Here is a 15,739-nt window from a genome sequence, read left to right on the forward strand (position 1 = left end):
CGGACTGCCACAGCCGTACCTACCTACGTACCCACCCACCTACCGAATCGCCTCGGAACCAAGCAGGTAGCACTGCGTCAGCTCACGAAGTCGACGAGGGCCGAAGCTGCGGCCGTGCCCTGGGTGGACGACGGATACGTCAAGGTCAGCGAGGTGTTGCAGGCTGCGCCGGTAGTCGGACGGGTCCGATTCGGGGAGGTCGTCGATGAGGTGGCCGTTGTAGACGACGTCGCCGGAGTACAACGCGCCGGTGCGTTGCTCGTGCAGCGCGATGCATCCGGGTGTGTGGCCGGGAAGGTGGCGGACCGTCAGCGTCCGACCTCCCACGTCGATGGTGTCTCCGTCCCGGAGCGGGTGGGTGACCGTCATCGGGCCCAGCTGGTAGGTCCTCGGATCGTAAGCGGCATGCGGCAGCGCGTCGATCAGCAGATCCGGCACGGCCTCTCGTGCGGCCTCGATGCCGAGCTTCGCGTGGAGCTCGGCTCCGTACAGACTCGCCGGCATGCCCTTCGCCAGGACCTCGGCCGCAGCCTCGTGCGCCGCCCGTTCGCGGAACTCCTGGGCTCCACCCGCGTGGTCCAGGTGGGCGTGGGTGAGGATCACCAGCGGATCCCGCTCGAACAGCAGGGGGATCTCCCGGCGCAGTGCGGCCACGCCCAGACCGGCGTCCACGACGATGTCGCGGTCCGTGCCGCGCAGCCACCACAGGTTGGCCTTCACCAGCTTGGCGACATGCGGTTCGGTGATCCGCACGACTCCGTCATCCACTTCGTGCAGCTGGTACCAGGGACCCGTGTTCGGTCGGACCTCGACCGCCGGTTGCGCGGAGCGTGCGTCCCTCGTGCTGGTCATGCCGCGCACGGCTCCGCTTCACCTGCGACGACAAGTCGGTAGCCGTAGTCCATGTGCTCCTTCTCCAGCAGGTCGGCGTGCCGGCGCTGCCAGGCACCGGACCGAAGGTCGGCGCGCAGTCTTGCCATCGCCGGTTCCACAACGGAGGACGGAAGCTGGGCGAAGGTGGAGCTCGCCTGTCGTACGGCGGCATCGAGATAGCGCTCGGGGCGTCGCCAGTAGGCGATCTGGAATCCGTCCGTGAAGTCGTGCGGGATGGGAAAGGGAAGCACGGTGTGCGCACCGAGCGCTTCGACGACGTCGGACAGGGGCGTGAAACGCGCGTGCTCAAGGTCCCGGATCTCGGGCAGGTACTCGTCGATCAGCCACAGTTCCGGCTGATGCTCCGGATCCCAGGTGAAGACGGTCTGGCGACGGGACACGCGACGCAGCTCACGCAGCCCACCGCGCAGATCGTTCCAGTGGTGCACCGTCATGACCGCCATGGCCGCATCGAAGTCGTCGTCCTCGAACGGCAGTTGTTCGGCCACGGCCAGCACCTTCCTCGGCCCCGGATGCTGGCCGAGCATGACCTGGGACGGGTCCACCGCGGTGACCTCCGCGTCCGTCGGCTCGTAGGAACCCGCCCCCGCACCCACGTTGACCACCGTGCGTGCACCTCCCAAGGCCCGACGGATCAATTCCGCCAGCCGCGGGTCGGGGCGGCGGACGTGCCGATACCCGCTGCCGATACGGTCATATATGGCCGACGTCCCGCCGGCAGCACCAGAGAAGTTCTTCATGCCTCAGATCACAACAGAACGTCTGCGGGGCGGGCCAAAGATTCGGTGTAGGCCGAAAAGCGTCGTGGCCCACGCAGCGAGGTAGGACAGCGGCAGCCGCCAGGCACAGGGGAGTGCCAGCGCACCAAGCGAGAGATGCCTGCCCTCCGGCGAACGGAGGTGTCACGGGCCCCAGTTGATGGATATAGAGGCACCCACGTCCGTATGGCCGCCAGCAGACAGGGTGCTGCTGTCAGTCGAACTCGCACACGGCATAGACCGTGGCCGTGCCTACTGGGTAGGGCCACCCGCCACCATCGGAAACGCGCACGGTCCAGCCCTTGCCGTCGTCCGTCGGGTGGCTGGCCCGTGCGAACAACCGCAAGCGCCCTGAGTCGAATCCGCCGCCGACGACTGCAGAGTCCGCGGGGCAACGTGCGGTGCCCTCTCCGTATGCCCCCCAGGGCCCTGACTTGACTGCGAATTCTTGCTTGACGATCTGCTTGGCGGGGGCAGCCTCTGCTGGAACGGCAAAGGTGCCCAGAAGCGCGGTGGACCCGAGAACAGCGATGACGATGCGATGCACGAGCAGTCCTTTGCTGTTTTCCACTTGAGCCGAGACCACAGTTCCCCAGTTGAGGGTGGGCAGCCGCCGGTTCCTTGATCAAATCACCTAATTAGAGGCGTCGAATCGCGTCCTCTGGATAGGAGGCGATCCCTCGCGTGCCGCAGACCCCGCCCCTTGTTCTGTTCCTGGATGTCCCGAGCTGATGAGGGTCGGCGGACGGTCCGTCAGCGAGGTGCTGCTCGTCGAGTAGATGCGCCCGCTGCTCGGGGAGCCGGCCTCGGCCTGCAGTGCCGCGCCGACGACCCCGAGTCCCCGCTACTTGGGAAGCAGCGTGAAGAACTCGCGTGGCCGGTGTTCGCGTTCGTCGCATTCGGTGATCACGCCCGAATCGCTGGCGGCGGCGAACGCCGCCTTCAGGGTCTCCTCGGACTCGAATCGGCCGGTTGTCACGATCGCTCCGCCGTCGGCCGTGACCCAGCATTCGGTCGCCAGGCAGGCCGGCCTGGAGCGCACGAACTCACAAGCCGTGCGCACGCGGCCGATGAACTCCTCAAAGTACTCAGGTCGCGGGTAGTGGAATGCAACGAAACCGACGGTCATGCCGTCGCCCCCTCTCGCATATACGATGGCGTATAGAACGAGGCTAGCCCCGTATGTACGGTGGCGTATAGATCACGGCAGGTGAGAGGAAGCACATCATGGGCGCCACCCGCACACCACGTGACAAGTGGATCGAGGAGGGGCTGAGGGCGCTCGCGGCCGGCGGCGTGGACGCGGTACGCATCGAGTCGCTGGCCAAGGCGCTCGGCGTCACCAAAGGAGGGTTCTACGGCTACTTCGCCGACCGCGACGCGCTACTGGAGGCGATGCTGGATGCCTGGGAACGCGAAAGCATCGACGAGGTCCTCGACCACGTCGAACGCGCCGACGGCGACGCCCGGACAAAGATCCGCCTGGCCGGGCGGCTCACCCTCTCCAGCGACCGCCTGCTGCCGATCGACCTCGCCGTGCGGGACTGGGCGCGTCGCGACGCACGGGTCGCCGCACGCCTGCGCCGCGTCGACAACCGCCGTATGGACCTGCTGCGCGAGCTCATCGGCACCTTCTGCTCCGACCCCGACGAGATCGAGGCCCGCAGCCTGCTCGCTTTCTGCCTGTGCATCGGCAACCACTTCCTCGCCGCCGACCACGGAAGCCGCAGCCGCGCCGACATCATGGACCGCGCCACCGACATTCTCCTCGATCGCCCACGCGGCCATCACGGCCATCACGGCCATCACGGCCCCTGAAGTATGGCGGGTTGGTGGTGGTCGCTGAGTGGCCTGGGGCGACCGTGACTGGCCGTCATCGCGCGACGAAGAGAGTGGATCAGAACCGCTTCGTATGGACGCCGTCACCGAGAACCACCACGGTGTCGTCGTGCCGACGATGCCAGTCCCTGACTACTGACTGTGCATCAACCAAGGTCTTCGAAGACGAACTGCGGCACCGCGCGGCAACGAAAAAAGTGCACCTTCACAGGCATGGTGTGACCGTGTTGCAGCGAGGGCGCCCGCTGAGGACACGATCCGGGCGGGTTAGTGTCACGCCGGATGTTCAAGCGAGACGAGGGGGGCATGAGCAGGGCGTTCGCTCTTCGGGCGGGCAGGACGGGACTGGTCGGGGAGGCGGTGGCCTCCAGGGCGTCGCTGGTCGGCGCCACGGTCGGGCTGCTGCCGTTGCTCGGGCTGGTGCCGGCACTGTCCGGGGCCGACGGCCGGTCGGGTCTGGTGCTCGCAGGCGGGGCCGCGCCGGTGCTGTTCGGGGCGGCCCAGGTGGCCATCGCGTGGTCGTGCCAGACAGCCCGGCTGGGAGCGGGATTCCGTTCGGGGCTGTTGGTGCCGCTCGCGGCGGCGTCCACGGTACTGCCGCTGTGGCTGGGCCGGGAGTGGACCCTTCTGCTGCTGTACCTGGCGGCGAGTGCGGCGGTCGCGGTGCCGCCGCGACTGTGCGTGCCGACGCTGGCGGGCACGGTCGGCCTGGCGTACGGGGTGGCCGAGCGGGCCGACCACGCCGGGGCCGTCCCCACCGTGGTGCTGACCGCCGCGGTCGGGATGGCCATGGCGACGTATCGGCGCATCCTCGACCTGAACGCCGAACTGCGAAGCACGCGCCGCGAGTTGGCCCGTTCCGCAGTGGCGGAGGAGCGGCTGCGGTTCGCCCGCGACGTGCACGACATGCTGGGCCACAGCCTGCTGCAGCTGATCCTGCACACCGAGGTGACCCGCCGGTTGCACCGGGCCAGGGAGACCGACGTGGAGGCAGAGCTGCAGAAGATCGAGGACCTGGGCCGGCAGGCGCTGGAGCGCGTGCGCGAGGCCGTCACCGGCTACCGGCGGCTCAGCCTGCCCGCCGTGGTCGAGGAGGCGCGGCCGACCCTCGCAGACGCGGGGGTGACACTCGACTTCGACGCCGACCCGGCGGAGCTGCCCGAGGAGGTCGAGCTCATCCCCCCCCGGGAGCGGGAGGTCCTCGCCACAGTACTCGACGGATCGCCGATCGCGGCCGTGGCCGCGCGCGTGCACCTGGCCGAGAAGACGGTGCGCAACTACCTGTCCGCCGCCATCAGCAAGACCGGCTGCGCCAACCGCTTCGAGGCGGCGCACCATGCGCGCGAACGCGGCTGGTTGTGACGGCTACCGTCGGTGCGCCGGGAAGCCGGGCACCAGGAACGGTTCCAGCCACCCCGATCTTGCCGCGTCCGCCAGAGTGACGGCCGCTGCTACCGGGAGGTCCGGGAGGTCCGGGAGGTTGCAGTACTGCCGCCCGGCCGCGGTCGCGGCGGTGAGCGTGGTCAGACCGGCCCGCCGCTGGAAGAAGGAGGCGTGGAAGGTCCAGCCGATCACCGCGTCCTCGCGCGTCACCTGGCGGCGGTGTACCAACGAGCCCCGGCCGATGGCCAGTTGGCCCTCACGCAGCGCGTTCCCGAGGCTGCGATAGCGGTCCCGGGCCAGCAGCTCAGCCACCGGCGGCAGGGCCAGCACAGCCACCCGGCTCCAGCGGGGCAGATCCGTCCACCAGGGCCCGTCGGGCCACGAGGTCACCGTCCAGACAAGGACGACGACGGCCGCTGCGGCGGTTCCTCCAGGGTGACCGAGCGTGCGGTGGTCAGGCCGTGGTGACGGCGCCCAAACGGATCCACCCCGGCCCGAACACACTGATCTCCCCGACATCCGCCATCGCCCCGTCTTGTAGCGGAGGTCGGTGAACTACGTGGAGCGGCAGGCTACTTGGCACCCAGTGCAGCAGCTCGTCCCGCAACCGCTCGGCTACCGTCGCGTCGAGCGAGTCCAGGACCAGCACGTCGCGGTGTCGGCCGGACCGGCCGGTGTCGACGACCAACCGCTGCAGGCCGAGGATCCGCTGATACGGCCCCGAGACGGCGCCCACGGAGCGGACCCGGTCGAGTGGAACGGCCATCGGCTCGCGTCGCACCAGGCCGCACCGGGGCAGGATCTGATCGCCCATCAGCCGCGATAGGCCGTGGTGAGCCAGCGGGCCAACCCGACACCGGCTGCGGCCACCAGGCCGAGCGGGCCCCACAGTTGAGGGGAGTTTCTGCCGAGGAAAACGACCACCGCCAGCGGCGGCTCCCAGAGCAGCCCGTCCCCGGTCTTCAGGGACAGATGTCCCGGCCCGCCCCGTCAGGTCCTCGGCACGCGCGTCTGGTCCCGGCGGCGGGGGACGGTTCGACGGGCGCGGTGCGGACGTCGTCATCGAGGCAATCGGCATGGAGGCCCACCGGACGCCCGTGGCGAAGGCCGCGCAACGGGCCGTCGATGGCGACGAGCACGGCGCGATACGCCGTGGCCTGCCTGGATCAGTCTCGGGTTCTGGGATCTCCCGTCGGCAGCGCGCTCCGTCTGGCGGCGTTCGCCTGCCACTGGCGGCCGATGGAGCGCATCAGCGCCGGGTACACCCCGATGTACCGGAAGGGCTTGATGGCAGCCATGTAGAGGGCGCCGAACAGCCCGTTCGGCTTCACCAGGACGGCCATCTGGCCGCGGTAGCCGCCGGAGCCGTCCGGAACCCAGCCGATGTGCATCACCGCGTGCACAGTCTTGTTGCCCATCTCGGCGGCCCATTCGTCGTCCCTCTGATAGAGGGAGGTGAACGGCGACGAGCCGAGATCGGGGCCCTGGGGTCTCTCGCGAAGGTCCGCCGGCAACCGGTCACGTAGGGAAGGCAGTCGGGCACCGATGCCGGTACCCGACTTGTCCCAGCCGAGCAGTGCTCCCAGCTTCCAGCGGATGGCGAAGAGCACACGGGAGACGGGACCTTCTCCGTTCACCCCGCTCCTGATCCCCTCGGCAGTCTGGCGCACCAGCCACACAAGGTCATCAGGTCCGCCGGGGGTGGGAAGTGCCCACACGTCCTCGACCGTGAAGTCGTCGGTGATCTCGTGGATCCGCCAGGGGCGGTCGGTGTGGGCTGTTCGGGGAAGTCGCATGAGCAGGCCCCTATCTATACGGCGGCGTATACATTGAACATAGGTCATCTATACGCCCTCGTATACTCGGCAGGGACGTGAGGAGCCACACACCATCGGCGCCACCCGCACGCCATGCGGCAAGTGGATCGGGGAAGGCTTGCCAGGCACTTGCCGCGGGCGGGCCCGAAGCCGTCCGGGTCGAGACGCCGGCGCAGACACTGAGCGTTTTCCGTCCTCAGTCTGAGCTGGTCAGATGAAGGGCGAGGACGGCCTGACCGGCGTTTGCTGCCGGTCGTGCAGCTCGACGATCCAGCCACGGCCCCTCCGGCACCCCGCCAGAAGGCATATATGCGGAAAGGGGTCGAGGCAGGCGTTCGCAACGGGTTTCCGCATTATAAGGACGTGGATGGCGATGCGGCCCTACTGTGATGGCGACGAATCCGGGTGGTACAACGGGGCGCTATCAAGCCAGTCATGCGCCCGCCGACCGGCTGCCAGGGGGTTGCTTTGCGGGTACGGATCGACAGTGACGGGGCGGGCGATGGCAGTGGGTCGCGGGCTGAGGGTGCCCGTCTGACTGCCGACTTCGCGGACTGGCTGGTTCAGGATCGCAACGTGGGCCTGCATACGGAGATACAACGCGTCCGGCCGGACACGACCGACGGCTCGATGTCCGGTGACCTCGTGGAATGGATCAGCTTGGCGGTCTCCTCCGGGTTCAGCATCTTGTCGTTGCTCCGGGCGCACAGGTCCTTCCGTGCGTCGCTGCCGCCGCGCCTGCGGCCGGGGGCGCGGATGGTGATCGAGATCGGCGGTGTGCGATTGGTCGTGGAGGACGGCACCGAGCAGGACGCGGTACGCATCGCACGTGCCCTCGCCGCGTCCGAATCCGAATCCGAATCTGAGGCCGATTCCGAGCCCGATTCCGAGCCGCAGCTTGGGACGGAATCGCCTCTCCCGCCTGCATCCGCCGAGGGTACGTCTGCGGAGGACGAGGGCGATGACGGTTCCTGACCCCGCCCGGAGTCGTGCGGTCCTGATCGGGATCGATGCCTACACCCACCGGGCGTTGAGACCGATGCCTGAAGCGTCGGCCGGCGCACGGCGGCTGGCTGATCTCCTTCGTGACCCGTCCGTCTGGGGCCTCCCGGCCGAGCACGTTCAGGTGCTCGGAGCCGAGCACTCCGCGGAAGAGGTACAGGCCGCAGTGCGCGACGCGGCCAAGAAGGCCCGTGACACGCTGCTGGTGTACTTCGCCGGGCACGGCCGGCCTGACCGCAGCCACCGGCTGCACCTGGCACTGGCGAAAGCAGACGCGGATCACCCACAAGTCGGCACGCTGGACTACGGACACCTGCGCGACGTCGTGCGGGAGGCAGGCCACAGGGCGCGGTACCGCGTGATGGTACTGGATTGCTGCTACAGCGGCCTCGCGGGCGCAATGTCCACCGCCACAGCTCCGACACGTGACGAACTCGCGGACGCCCTGGGGGAATTGGACGCCCTGGAGTGGCAACTGGCCCAGGCCGACGACGAAGACGACTACGGGGACTGTGTCCTGACGTCGGCATCGGCAACCGAGGAATCCTTTGTGCTCCCCGGGGCGGACTACCCGGAGTTCACGGGAGAACTGATCAGGGTTTTGCACGACGGCATCGCCGGAGCGGGGTCGACGTTCAGTCTGGAGCATGCTTGGGAGAAGATTCGCCGCCGCATGCTGGAACGCGGCAGTCCGCACCCGCAGCAGTTCGCGCAGAATCGGGTTGCTCGCAAGATCTGTCTACACAACCGCGCCGCGGTGCGCCATCCTGTGAACGGTGCTGAATCCCTGCCCACCGCCGGGTCGTCGGGACGCAACCTGCTGGTATACGAGGCTGAACAGAGCATCGCGGACCGGGCTCCTGGCATGGTGGTTCACCAACCTCCACCATCAAACCAGGGTGCGACAGGCAATGATGCCGAGCCGCCTCTCCTGACGCGGGAGCAAGCGGCAGGTACAGGCGGCGTCACGCGGAGCGGGCCCCGCCGCCTCTTTCCGGATACCCGTGGAAGGTCGAGGGCACGTCGGAGCCGGTCATCAGGAGTCCTCCTCCATACCGAACTCTCCACGCGAACATCGTCAGTGGCCCGGTGGGGCCTTGGGACTCTCGGTCTGACGGCATGCATCGTCGGTATCTCCTTGTCCTCAAGCTATTACCGAGAACTGGCCGACTACCGCCAAGCGCCGATCTGTGCGCAAGCCCGCCAAACCCACCCGGATTGCGTCACCCGCGAAGTGGACCAGGTCGTCGACACCCGAATGGTCAGCGAGAACGACATCTACGACTTGACGGTCAGGCGGGCCTCCGGCAAGACGGAGACGCAGCCCGTGCGATACAAGGCTTACAAGGCAGCACTCGGCGGTGCGCCGGCGGACGTCAAAATCTGGCGCGGACAGATCGCAGAGGTCGCCGTCAACGGAAACAGCGAGCAGTACATCGACATCCCGGCCGCCGGCTGGGGCTGGAGCTACCTCGCCTGGTACGGATCCGAACTCGTCGGCATTGCACTGTTCATGCATGCTCTCTCGAACCGCACGCCAGGTAATGCCCTCGGCGCTGTCGCCGCCGTGTCCCTGGTTTGGGGCTTGTTGGGCTTCCTTGCCATATCCTCGGGCAGACTCATCGCTCTCGCCTGACCGGCGTGATGCGTGATCCCGGCCTGCCCAACTGCTCCGGACGACAGTTGATCACTTGATGTCCAAGGTGGTCCAGGGTCCGACGGGATGTGGCCGGATTCCCTGGGGAAATATGAGCGGCAGAGTCCCAAGTCCCCTTGGTACGGTGCGCCGATGTCAGCGATCAAGAAGTTCCAAGTCACCTTTGACTGCGCAGAACCTGAGCGCCTTGCTCGTTTCTGGTGCGAGGTGTTGGGGTACGTCGTACCGCCGCCACCGGAGGGGTTTGCCACGTGGGATGCTTTCAAGCGTTCGCAGCCACCTGAGCAGCGGGATGCATGGTTCGCCTGCATGGACCCCTCAGGCGTGGGCCCGCGGCTGTACTTCCAGCGCGTCCCCGAAGGGAAGGCCGCCAAGAACCGGGTACATCTCGATGTGCGGGTCGGCACCGGACTCGTGGGTGAAGAACGCCTCGCCGCGCTGGAGGCCGAATGCGCACGACTGGTCCCGCTCGGCGCAGTACACGTGCGAACGCTGTACGACGGCAATGATTCGTGTATTCCGATGCTGGACATCGAGGGCAACGAGTTCTGTATCGACTGAGCGTATGTGGCGGGGGCATCCCGTGAGGGCGAGGTTGTGCAGCCGGGCATGGCGGTGTGAACGCCGTCGCTTTCGGGCGGCAGTCGTGAAGGATCTTCCAGGACTTCATCCGCGCGAAGACATGATCGACGCGGGCCCGGACCTTGCGGTGAACATCCCTTAGCCGAACTCGCCCCCACCGGCGGCCCCGTGGGAGCTACTTGGTCAGCGAAGTGGCGGCCTTCTTGATGTCCTGGACCGTGGTGCCGAAGGTGCGCATTCCGCTGACGATCTCGTTGAGGGATGCGGTGAAGAGGCGCTCGCGCTCCGCGTCGGTCCGGTGCGGGGCGCCCTTGGGCGGGAAGGTCGCCTCCTGGCAGTCCTGGGCCCCGTGGTGCACCTGGTTCAGCGCGGCCGACCAGTTCTTCTGGAGGTTCCGGTCCGGGACGGGGAAATAGTCCCGGGCCTCCTCGACCCGCTGGCTCAGGGCGCCACAGAGGCGGTGGAGCGCTTTCTCGTCCAGCGCGACCTTCCCGTCCGCGTTGCGCTTCCCCGAGGCGGCCTTGAGGAGTTCGGAGTCCAGGGCGATCGAGGCGGCGTTGATCTGCTGTGCATGCCGGGTCCCGCCGTCGTTGAGCCAGGACGCCGCCTGCCAGGCGCGGGTCTGCGGTGCCTGCGCCGGCGGGGCGGGCCCGCGTTGCTCCCTGGCTGCATCGGCCGCGTCCTGCCACCGGCGAGAGTCATCTTGGGCGGTTGCCTGGGTGAAGGTCACGGCGGCCAGCACCACCGCCGGTACGGCGAGCGTGAGGAGCGTGCCCGCCTTCAGGAGTATCGAGGGCGGGCGGCCGGCCGCCCTCGATGCCGGTTCTGCGCCGTTGTCCGCGGTCGGCCGGCCGCGGAACCGGCGTACCGCCCATGCCAGACCGGCCCCCGCCAACGCCGCGCAGGCCGATCCGAGGACGGCGTTGACGAGCGTGAGGGAGGTGACCGGGCCGTCGATGATCAGGCCGTTGCGGGGGCGCCACCGGCACACGTCGAAGGCGGTGTTCAGCGGACCCAGGCAGCCGTCGGCGGAGAAGAGCAGGAACACCTCGGCGTAGGCGAGCAGTTGGACCACCTGCGCGGCGATCAGCGCCCGCGGCAGCCAGCGCCGGCGCGCGCGGGCGGCCACCACGGCGGCCGTCAGCAGGCAGGCCGCCAGGACCGTCACGGTCACCCACCACACGTGGACGACGATCAAGGGGCCGGCCGGTCCCTTCGTCGTCGGTCGCGACTGGTTCATCATGAGTTGGGCCAGGACCAGGCCGGCCCCGCACACCAGGGCCCCGGCGAGGCCGGCGCCGAGCGTCCGGCGCAGTCGCAGCCCCGTGCCCGGCGGGCCCGTGCGCCGGAGCAGGGCGAGGGCCAGCGGCACCAGCCACATCAGCAGCGCGGCGACCCCGACCAGGATCTCGTCGCTCAGCGGGGTGAGGAGGACGAGGCCGGTGGTGAAGGCCGAGAGGTCCGGGCCGTAGCCGTGCCAGTCGCCCGGGACCGTCCGGGCGTAGTACGCGGCCAGTTCCGCGCCTTGGGTGACGGCGCCCAGCGAGAGCGCCCGACCCCCCGTCCGCCACCACTGCAGCCCGGCCCACAGCACGGTCGCGGTCACCAGCGCGCAGCACACCGTGGCCGCCCGGCGCCCGCACCGGGGCAGGGCGAGTGCCAGGCGCAGGGACTGGGACCACCACACCGCGGGCACGGCCGCGATGGGCAGGAACGCGAGCAGGTACTGGGGCCGCGGCAGCATCCAGTCGATCCGGTACTCACCGCTGGACACGAACTCGCCCAACAGCAGGCCGAAGCCGAGCCAGAGGCCCGCCACCGCGGCGGACCGCCCGTCTCCGTCGGCCGTGCCCGAGGCCCGCACGAGCGGCAGTCCCAGGGCGAAGCAGAGCACCGGGGTCACCGCGCCGACCGTGATCCAGACGGAGCCTGGGCCGTGGGACAGGACCGGAAGCGTCGCCAGGGCCTGGTACAGGAGCGCCGCCGAGATCCCGGTGAGGAACATCGCCAGCGGGCTGACCCGGTGGAGGCGGCCGGCGTCGACGAGCGCGCGCCGGCGTTCCTCCCATCGCGGGTGGGTCCCGAGCAGCGCGGTCAGCCGCCGTAGCCACGGTGCCACGGGGCCGACGGGGTCGGGGCGCTGCCAACTGGCGGTATCCGCACCCCAGATGACTGCCCGGCGGTCGGCGAACAGTTCGCGCCGCCGCAGCAGGTCGGCCCGGGCGAGGTGCACCAGCACAGCCAGCAGCAGTCCGACCAGCACGGGGGACAGCAGCATGGCCGCGGCGCCAGGCCACCACGGGGACTTGGTGCCGGACAGCGCCAGGAAGAGGATCCAGCCGGTCACGGCGAAGGTCGGGATCAGGGCGAGCAGGACGTAGGCCCGCCACAGAGCGGTACTGGCGTAGGCGTAGTCCACGTCGCGGTGGTGCACATGGGCGAGTTCGTGCAGGACGACGGCGCGGAAGCCCTCGGGGTCGGTGTCGAGCCGGGGGAGCAGACCGGAGTGCAGGGTGACGGTGTAGTTCCCGGAGCGGCCGTGGACGCTGGCGCCGGAGGTCGTCCGCGTCGGGTCGACGCGGAAGCGCAACCGTGCGCGGACGCCGGTGCGGGCGCACAGCGCGGCGAGCTCGGCCCGCAGTGTGCCGTCGGCGTCGACGGTTTCGAGCGGCACCGTCCGGCGCCACCGCTCGCGAGCCGTCGGCAACCACCAGTACAGCCCGGCCGCGAGGGCAAGCAGCGCCAGGGTGGCGAGGGCGCCGCGGTACGGGACGAGCGTGTGGTCGCCGATGCACTTCTGCAGGGCGTCCGGCCGGACCAAGGCCCTCAGGAGGTTCTCCAGATCGCTGCTGCCGGGGTCGAATCCGGCGGCGTACTCGCACCCCGACGGGCCGTGCAGGCCCTCCCGGCCGTCCCGCAGGCCGAGAAGGACCGGGACGTCCTGGAGCAGCGTGTCGAGCGTGGGGATGCTCGACGCCACGACGAGGAACATCAGCAGCGCGAAGCGGGGGCCGGTCCCGGTCGCGCTCCGGAGCGCGGTGCGGGCCTTCATGAGCCGGTGCCGGGGGTTTCGGGGCGGTCCTCGTCGGCCGCGGCCGCCGTCGCGATCCGCGCCACGACGCTGTCGGCCAGCGCCTCGGCCTCCCGGCGGTCGACGCCCCGCTCGGTGGCTTGTTCCACGATGCGCGTTCTGACCAGCGCCAGTTCGACAGGGTCCAGCGCGATCAGCGTGCGGTTCGGCGCGCCCGGCGCCCGGCGCAGCAGCCTGCGCACGCCGGCCCGGCCGCGCGCCAGCAGGCCCTCCGTGGCGCGGTCGACGGTGCGGCGGGCCGCCTGATCGAGGACGAGCCAGACAACCGGAGTGACCAGCGCGGACACTTCGGCGTAGCCGAACCCGAGCGGCTCCCGCTTCTGCCCGCCCCCGGCGAGGGTGCGGACGACCCGGTCGTCGTCCAACGTCCGCAGGCTGTCGACGAGCGGTAACTCGTGGGCCGCGTGCTCCGCCACCACTTCGCGCACCAGATCGCGCACATACAGCACCGTTCAACCCCCGTACGTAGCAGGCCAGTTCATTGCATTGCAGCATCAAAGGGGGAGCGTGGGATACCCCCGAGGGGACACGGTGACGGACCTGTGGCATCGGGAGGGCTGCGCGGTGGGGGCTATACGGTCGAGCACGTCATCGACGGGCTCACCGGCCTGCAGCCGGCCCAGCAGCACCCGTACCAGGTGATCATTCTCGAGGTGATGCTGCCCGGAGCGCACGGCTGGCGGATCTGTGCGGAGCTGCGCAGGAGATCGCCCTGACCGCGCGCGAACTGATGGTGCTCGCCTGTCTGGCGCGCGGCCGCGGCCAGGTGGTCGCCGAGCAGGACATCCTCGACGAGGTCTGGGACCACGCCTACGACGGCGGCACCTCGATCATCGAGGTCTACGTCAGCACCCCGCGTCGCAAGATCGACGCGCCCTTCGGGCCGCGGAGCATCCAGACCGTGCACCGGTAGCCGAACAGCCAGGCCATGGACTGCTCGATCTGACCGGGCGGCGACGCCGCGGTCCTCGCCGGGGCCGGACTACGGGTATTCAGCGGAGAACCGCAAGTTTTGCTGGCCTGTTCGGGTGATGGGCCGTTACTACGCCCGACGCGGAGGAATGCCTTCTATCGAATCCGCTCCGCCTCGGGGCGCCCGCAGCGCGACTTCGCGCGTGTGGGGCGCGCACAGCGAAGCTGCCCGTGAATGGGAAGAGAGAAGGGGCCTGCCATGCGGCGCCATTTCCACATCCTGACCATCTCCGCCGCGCTTGCCTTGCTCACCTTCGGCTTTGTCGCCCCGGCCCACGCCGGGGGTTCAGGCGGTAAGTCACCCCGGATCAAGACTGTTCTCAACAACGTTCCCGTTGTTGGTCACCTTCTTGACGGGCTCGACGACTGAGCGTCCGAGAGCAGTTGAGGAGATCGCCTCCGGGTACGACAGGTCGTGACACCAGGCCGATCACTACCTGATCGGCCTCTTCCAATCAATCGGAGAAGAAATGCGTAAGCTTCAGAAGGCTGCCGTCGTGGTGGCCGTCCTCGGCAGCGTCTCCTTTCTTGGGGCTGGCACGTCCTATGCCGACGGCGGAAGGCAAGGCGGCAAGGGCGGGAGCGAGTTCAACATCAGACAGGGAAGCTCGTGTCGGTCGCACGATGAAAACGTCAACGTGCTCGGCGAGGTCGGGATCATCGACGGCGCGCTGGGCAGCGCGCTCGGTGGCGAAGGGTCCCCCGGCGCCCAGAGCACCAAGATGGGCTCGGAAATGGGCTGCGACAACAGCTTCGGCGTTGGCGGCAAGAGCGGCAAGGAGTAGACGCCGGCTCCGGTGTCCGGCTGGCCAGCCGCCACGAAAGTTCGAGGCCGACGAGCGGCATTTCGGGTCGTGACTCGGAAATCCAAGAGCATCTCCACATGGGCCCTCGCCGGAGACGGTGAGGGCCCACATGGCGGGTGGTGCCCGGTGAGCCAGGTGCCCGTTGTGGACCCTCACTGTCGGTCCTCAAGCTGATCGGCCCATGCCCATGCCCACTCCTATGCCCGTGCCCGTGGCCTCGTGGCTTTGGCCTGGAAAGGATGTGCTCGTGCCCACCGCCTCGCACCCCCGCCCACTGCGCGTTCTCGTCTTCGGCGCCGCGCTGCGGGCGCAATCGAGCAATGCGCGACTGGCCTCCCTCGCGGCCCGGCTGGTCACCGAGGCCAATGCCACAGCCGACCTGGTCAGCATGCACGAATTCGACATGCCCCTGTACGACGGTGACGCGGAAGCCGCCCGCGGACTGCCGGACGGCGCGGCCGCGCTGCACCGCCGAATCGACGAATGCGACGCGTTCGTCATCTCCTCCCCCGAGTACAACGCCTCCGTGCCCGGCGTACTCAAGAATGCCATCGACTGGGTGTCCCGCTTCCACCCTCAGCCGTTCAAGGACAAGCAGGCGCTGCTCATGTCGGCCTCCCCGTCGCTCGTGGGCGGAAATCGGGGGTTGTGGGCATTGCGGGTGCCTCTGGAACATCTGGGGACCCGCGTATATCCCGACATGTTCAGCCTGTCGCGCTCGCACGAGGGCTTCACGCAGGACGGGAATCTGGCGCACGAGAGCGCACAGAAGCGGCTTACCGAGACAGTCACCGACTTTCTCAAGCTCGTTGAGGCCGATACCCGCTATGTGTGCTTGCAACGCCGGTGGTACGAGTTCCTCGGGGACGCCACGGATGCGCCCGTGACCCTCCGGGCGCAGGACTGACGCCTGCGCATTTGACGGTGAGGCATCGGAA

At 68.9% G+C, this 15,739-nt stretch carries 19 protein-coding genes and 1 pseudogene; 10 read left to right on the top strand and 10 right to left on the bottom strand.

The genetic code is table 11. The features are described 5' to 3' along the window. Positions 1–39: 39 nt before the first annotated feature. The 4 genes from B073_RS0117250 to B073_RS0117260 all read right to left on the bottom strand — a co-directional run bounded on the left by B073_RS0117250 (position 40) and on the right by B073_RS0117260 (position 2,781). Positions 40–852 carry an MBL fold metallo-hydrolase gene (locus B073_RS0117250; RefSeq protein ID WP_063740884.1) on the bottom strand — a complete coding sequence of 271 codons (813 nt, stop codon included), beginning with the start codon at positions 850–852 and terminating at the stop codon, positions 40–42. Next, positions 849–1,499 (bottom strand): methyltransferase domain-containing protein, encoded by a 651-nt coding sequence (locus tag B073_RS0117255; protein ID WP_018539337.1) that lies wholly within the window; start codon positions 1,497–1,499, stop codon positions 849–851. Before B073_RS0117255 ends, B073_RS0117250 begins: the two co-directional genes overlap by 4 nt. A 367-nt stretch (positions 1,500–1,866) precedes the next feature. Then, positions 1,867–2,223 (bottom strand): hypothetical protein, encoded by a 357-nt coding sequence (locus B073_RS46430; protein WP_158690143.1) that lies wholly within the window; start codon positions 2,221–2,223, stop codon positions 1,867–1,869. Between the two features lie 273 nt (positions 2,224–2,496). Then, positions 2,497–2,781, bottom strand: coding sequence for an antibiotic biosynthesis monooxygenase (locus tag B073_RS0117260; RefSeq protein ID WP_026247478.1), 285 nt, complete (start codon positions 2,779–2,781; stop codon positions 2,497–2,499). A 98-nt stretch (positions 2,782–2,879) separates the two neighbouring features. Here B073_RS0117260 and B073_RS0117265 point away from each other — a divergent pair, with 98 nt between their 5' ends. Both B073_RS0117265 and B073_RS42810 read left to right on the top strand, forming a co-directional pair. Beyond that, positions 2,880–3,470, top strand: coding sequence for a TetR/AcrR family transcriptional regulator (locus tag B073_RS0117265; protein ID WP_018539339.1), 591 nt, complete (start codon positions 2,880–2,882; stop codon positions 3,468–3,470). 327 nt (positions 3,471–3,797) lie between these two features. Continuing rightward, positions 3,798–4,853, top strand: coding sequence for a hybrid sensor histidine kinase/response regulator transcription factor (locus B073_RS42810; protein ID WP_158690144.1), 1,056 nt, complete (start codon positions 3,798–3,800; stop codon positions 4,851–4,853). A gap of 3 nt (positions 4,854–4,856) precedes the next feature. Here the strand turns inward: B073_RS42810 and B073_RS0117275 are convergent, their stop codons facing one another. The 3 genes from B073_RS0117275 to B073_RS0117285 all read right to left on the bottom strand — a co-directional run bounded on the left by B073_RS0117275 (position 4,857) and on the right by B073_RS0117285 (position 6,670). Next, positions 4,857–5,210, bottom strand: a complete 354-nt coding sequence (locus tag B073_RS0117275; RefSeq protein ID WP_234025108.1) for a PH domain-containing protein — start codon at positions 5,208–5,210, stop codon at positions 4,857–4,859. Between the two features lie 118 nt (positions 5,211–5,328). After that, positions 5,329–5,688 (bottom strand): PH domain-containing protein, encoded by a 360-nt coding sequence (locus tag B073_RS46435; protein WP_018539342.1) that lies wholly within the window; start codon positions 5,686–5,688, stop codon positions 5,329–5,331. Between the two features lie 352 nt (positions 5,689–6,040). Further along, positions 6,041–6,670, bottom strand: a complete 630-nt coding sequence (locus tag B073_RS0117285) for a DUF2867 domain-containing protein (RefSeq protein WP_018539343.1) — start codon at positions 6,668–6,670, stop codon at positions 6,041–6,043. A 456-nt stretch (positions 6,671–7,126) separates the two neighbouring features. Between B073_RS0117285 and B073_RS0117290 the strand changes: the two genes are divergently transcribed. The 3 genes from B073_RS0117290 (at position 7,127) to B073_RS0117300 (ending at position 9,911) form a co-directional block, all read left to right on the top strand. Next, positions 7,127–7,666 (top strand): effector-associated constant component EACC1, encoded by a 540-nt coding sequence (locus B073_RS0117290; RefSeq protein ID WP_018539344.1) that lies wholly within the window; start codon positions 7,127–7,129, stop codon positions 7,664–7,666. Continuing rightward, positions 7,653–9,329, top strand: a complete 1,677-nt coding sequence (locus B073_RS42815; RefSeq protein ID WP_026247479.1) for a caspase family protein — start codon at positions 7,653–7,655, stop codon at positions 9,327–9,329. Before B073_RS0117290 ends, B073_RS42815 begins: the two co-directional genes overlap by 14 nt. A gap of 153 nt (positions 9,330–9,482) precedes the next feature. Continuing rightward, positions 9,483–9,911 carry a VOC family protein gene (locus B073_RS0117300; RefSeq protein ID WP_026247480.1) on the top strand — a complete coding sequence of 143 codons (429 nt, stop codon included), beginning with the start codon at positions 9,483–9,485 and terminating at the stop codon, positions 9,909–9,911. Positions 9,912–9,929: 18 nt separating this feature from the next. Here the strand turns inward: B073_RS0117300 and B073_RS44120 are convergent. The 3 genes and pseudogenes from B073_RS44120 to B073_RS0117310 all read right to left on the bottom strand — a co-directional run. Beyond that, positions 9,930–10,062 (bottom strand): annotated as a pseudogene (locus tag B073_RS44120) (IS5/IS1182 family transposase); the annotation flags it as partial. Positions 10,063–10,107: 45 nt separating this feature from the next. Next, a complete protein-coding gene (locus B073_RS0117305; RefSeq protein ID WP_018539346.1) occupies positions 10,108–12,984 on the bottom strand; it encodes a M48 family metalloprotease in 2,877 nt (958 codons plus the stop codon). After that, the gene (locus B073_RS0117310; protein ID WP_018539347.1) at positions 12,981–13,472 is read right to left on the bottom strand and encodes a hypothetical protein; all 492 of its coding nucleotides are present in this window, start codon (positions 13,470–13,472) and stop codon (positions 12,981–12,983) included. Before B073_RS0117310 ends, B073_RS0117305 begins: the two co-directional genes overlap by 4 nt. Before the next feature lie 93 nt (positions 13,473–13,565). On the opposite strand from B073_RS0117310, the gene B073_RS47935 reads away from it, so the two are divergent. The 5 genes from B073_RS47935 (at position 13,566) to B073_RS0117330 (ending at position 15,708) form a co-directional block, all read left to right on the top strand. Then, the gene (locus B073_RS47935; protein ID WP_018539348.1) at positions 13,566–13,739 is read left to right on the top strand and encodes a response regulator; all 174 of its coding nucleotides are present in this window, start codon (positions 13,566–13,568) and stop codon (positions 13,737–13,739) included. Positions 13,740–13,753: 14 nt separating this feature from the next. Next, positions 13,754–13,936, top strand: coding sequence for a winged helix-turn-helix domain-containing protein (locus tag B073_RS0117320; RefSeq protein ID WP_018539349.1), 183 nt, complete (start codon positions 13,754–13,756; stop codon positions 13,934–13,936). A 258-nt stretch (positions 13,937–14,194) separates the two neighbouring features. Further along, positions 14,195–14,365 carry a hypothetical protein gene (locus tag B073_RS46445; RefSeq protein WP_158690146.1) on the top strand — a complete coding sequence of 57 codons (171 nt, stop codon included), beginning with the start codon at positions 14,195–14,197 and terminating at the stop codon, positions 14,363–14,365. Positions 14,366–14,465: 100 nt separating this feature from the next. Beyond that, positions 14,466–14,780 carry a hypothetical protein gene (locus tag B073_RS0117325; RefSeq protein WP_018539350.1) on the top strand — a complete coding sequence of 105 codons (315 nt, stop codon included), beginning with the start codon at positions 14,466–14,468 and terminating at the stop codon, positions 14,778–14,780. 268 nt (positions 14,781–15,048) lie between these two features. Further along, a complete protein-coding gene (locus B073_RS0117330) occupies positions 15,049–15,708 on the top strand; it encodes an NADPH-dependent FMN reductase (protein WP_018539351.1) in 660 nt (219 codons plus the stop codon). Positions 15,709–15,739 lie beyond the last annotated feature (31 nt).

The organism is Streptomyces sp. MspMP-M5 (genome assembly GCF_000373585.1).
Taxonomy (GTDB): domain Bacteria; phylum Actinomycetota; class Actinomycetes; order Streptomycetales; family Streptomycetaceae; genus Streptomyces.

What these genes read in the sequence shown, in the direction of transcription:
- B073_RS0117250 (WP_063740884.1), bottom strand. Translation starts at nt 852, where the DNA reads ATGACCAGCACGAGGGACGCACGCTCCGCGCAACCGGCGGTCGAGGTC.
- B073_RS0117260 (WP_026247478.1), bottom strand. Translation starts at nt 2,781, where the DNA reads ATGACCGTCGGTTTCGTTGCATTCCACTACCCGCGACCTGAGTACTTT.
- B073_RS0117265 (WP_018539339.1), top strand. Translation starts at nt 2,880, where the DNA reads ATGGGCGCCACCCGCACACCACGTGACAAGTGGATCGAGGAGGGGCTG.
- B073_RS42810 (WP_158690144.1), top strand. Translation starts at nt 3,798, where the DNA reads ATGAGCAGGGCGTTCGCTCTTCGGGCGGGCAGGACGGGACTGGTCGGG.
- B073_RS46435 (WP_018539342.1), bottom strand. Translation starts at nt 5,688, where the DNA reads ATGGGCGATCAGATCCTGCCCCGGTGCGGCCTGGTGCGACGCGAGCCG.
- B073_RS0117285 (WP_018539343.1), bottom strand. Translation starts at nt 6,670, where the DNA reads ATGCGACTTCCCCGAACAGCCCACACCGACCGCCCCTGGCGGATCCAC.
- B073_RS0117290 (WP_018539344.1), top strand. Translation starts at nt 7,127, where the DNA reads ATGCGCCCGCCGACCGGCTGCCAGGGGGTTGCTTTGCGGGTACGGATC.
- B073_RS42815 (WP_026247479.1), top strand. Translation starts at nt 7,653, where the DNA reads ATGACGGTTCCTGACCCCGCCCGGAGTCGTGCGGTCCTGATCGGGATC.
- B073_RS0117300 (WP_026247480.1), top strand. Translation starts at nt 9,483, where the DNA reads ATGTCAGCGATCAAGAAGTTCCAAGTCACCTTTGACTGCGCAGAACCT.
- B073_RS0117305 (WP_018539346.1), bottom strand. Translation starts at nt 12,984, where the DNA reads ATGAAGGCCCGCACCGCGCTCCGGAGCGCGACCGGGACCGGCCCCCGC.
- B073_RS0117320 (WP_018539349.1), top strand. Translation starts at nt 13,754, where the DNA reads ATGGTGCTCGCCTGTCTGGCGCGCGGCCGCGGCCAGGTGGTCGCCGAG.
- B073_RS46445 (WP_158690146.1), top strand. Translation starts at nt 14,195, where the DNA reads ATGCGGCGCCATTTCCACATCCTGACCATCTCCGCCGCGCTTGCCTTG.
- B073_RS0117325 (WP_018539350.1), top strand. Translation starts at nt 14,466, where the DNA reads ATGCGTAAGCTTCAGAAGGCTGCCGTCGTGGTGGCCGTCCTCGGCAGC.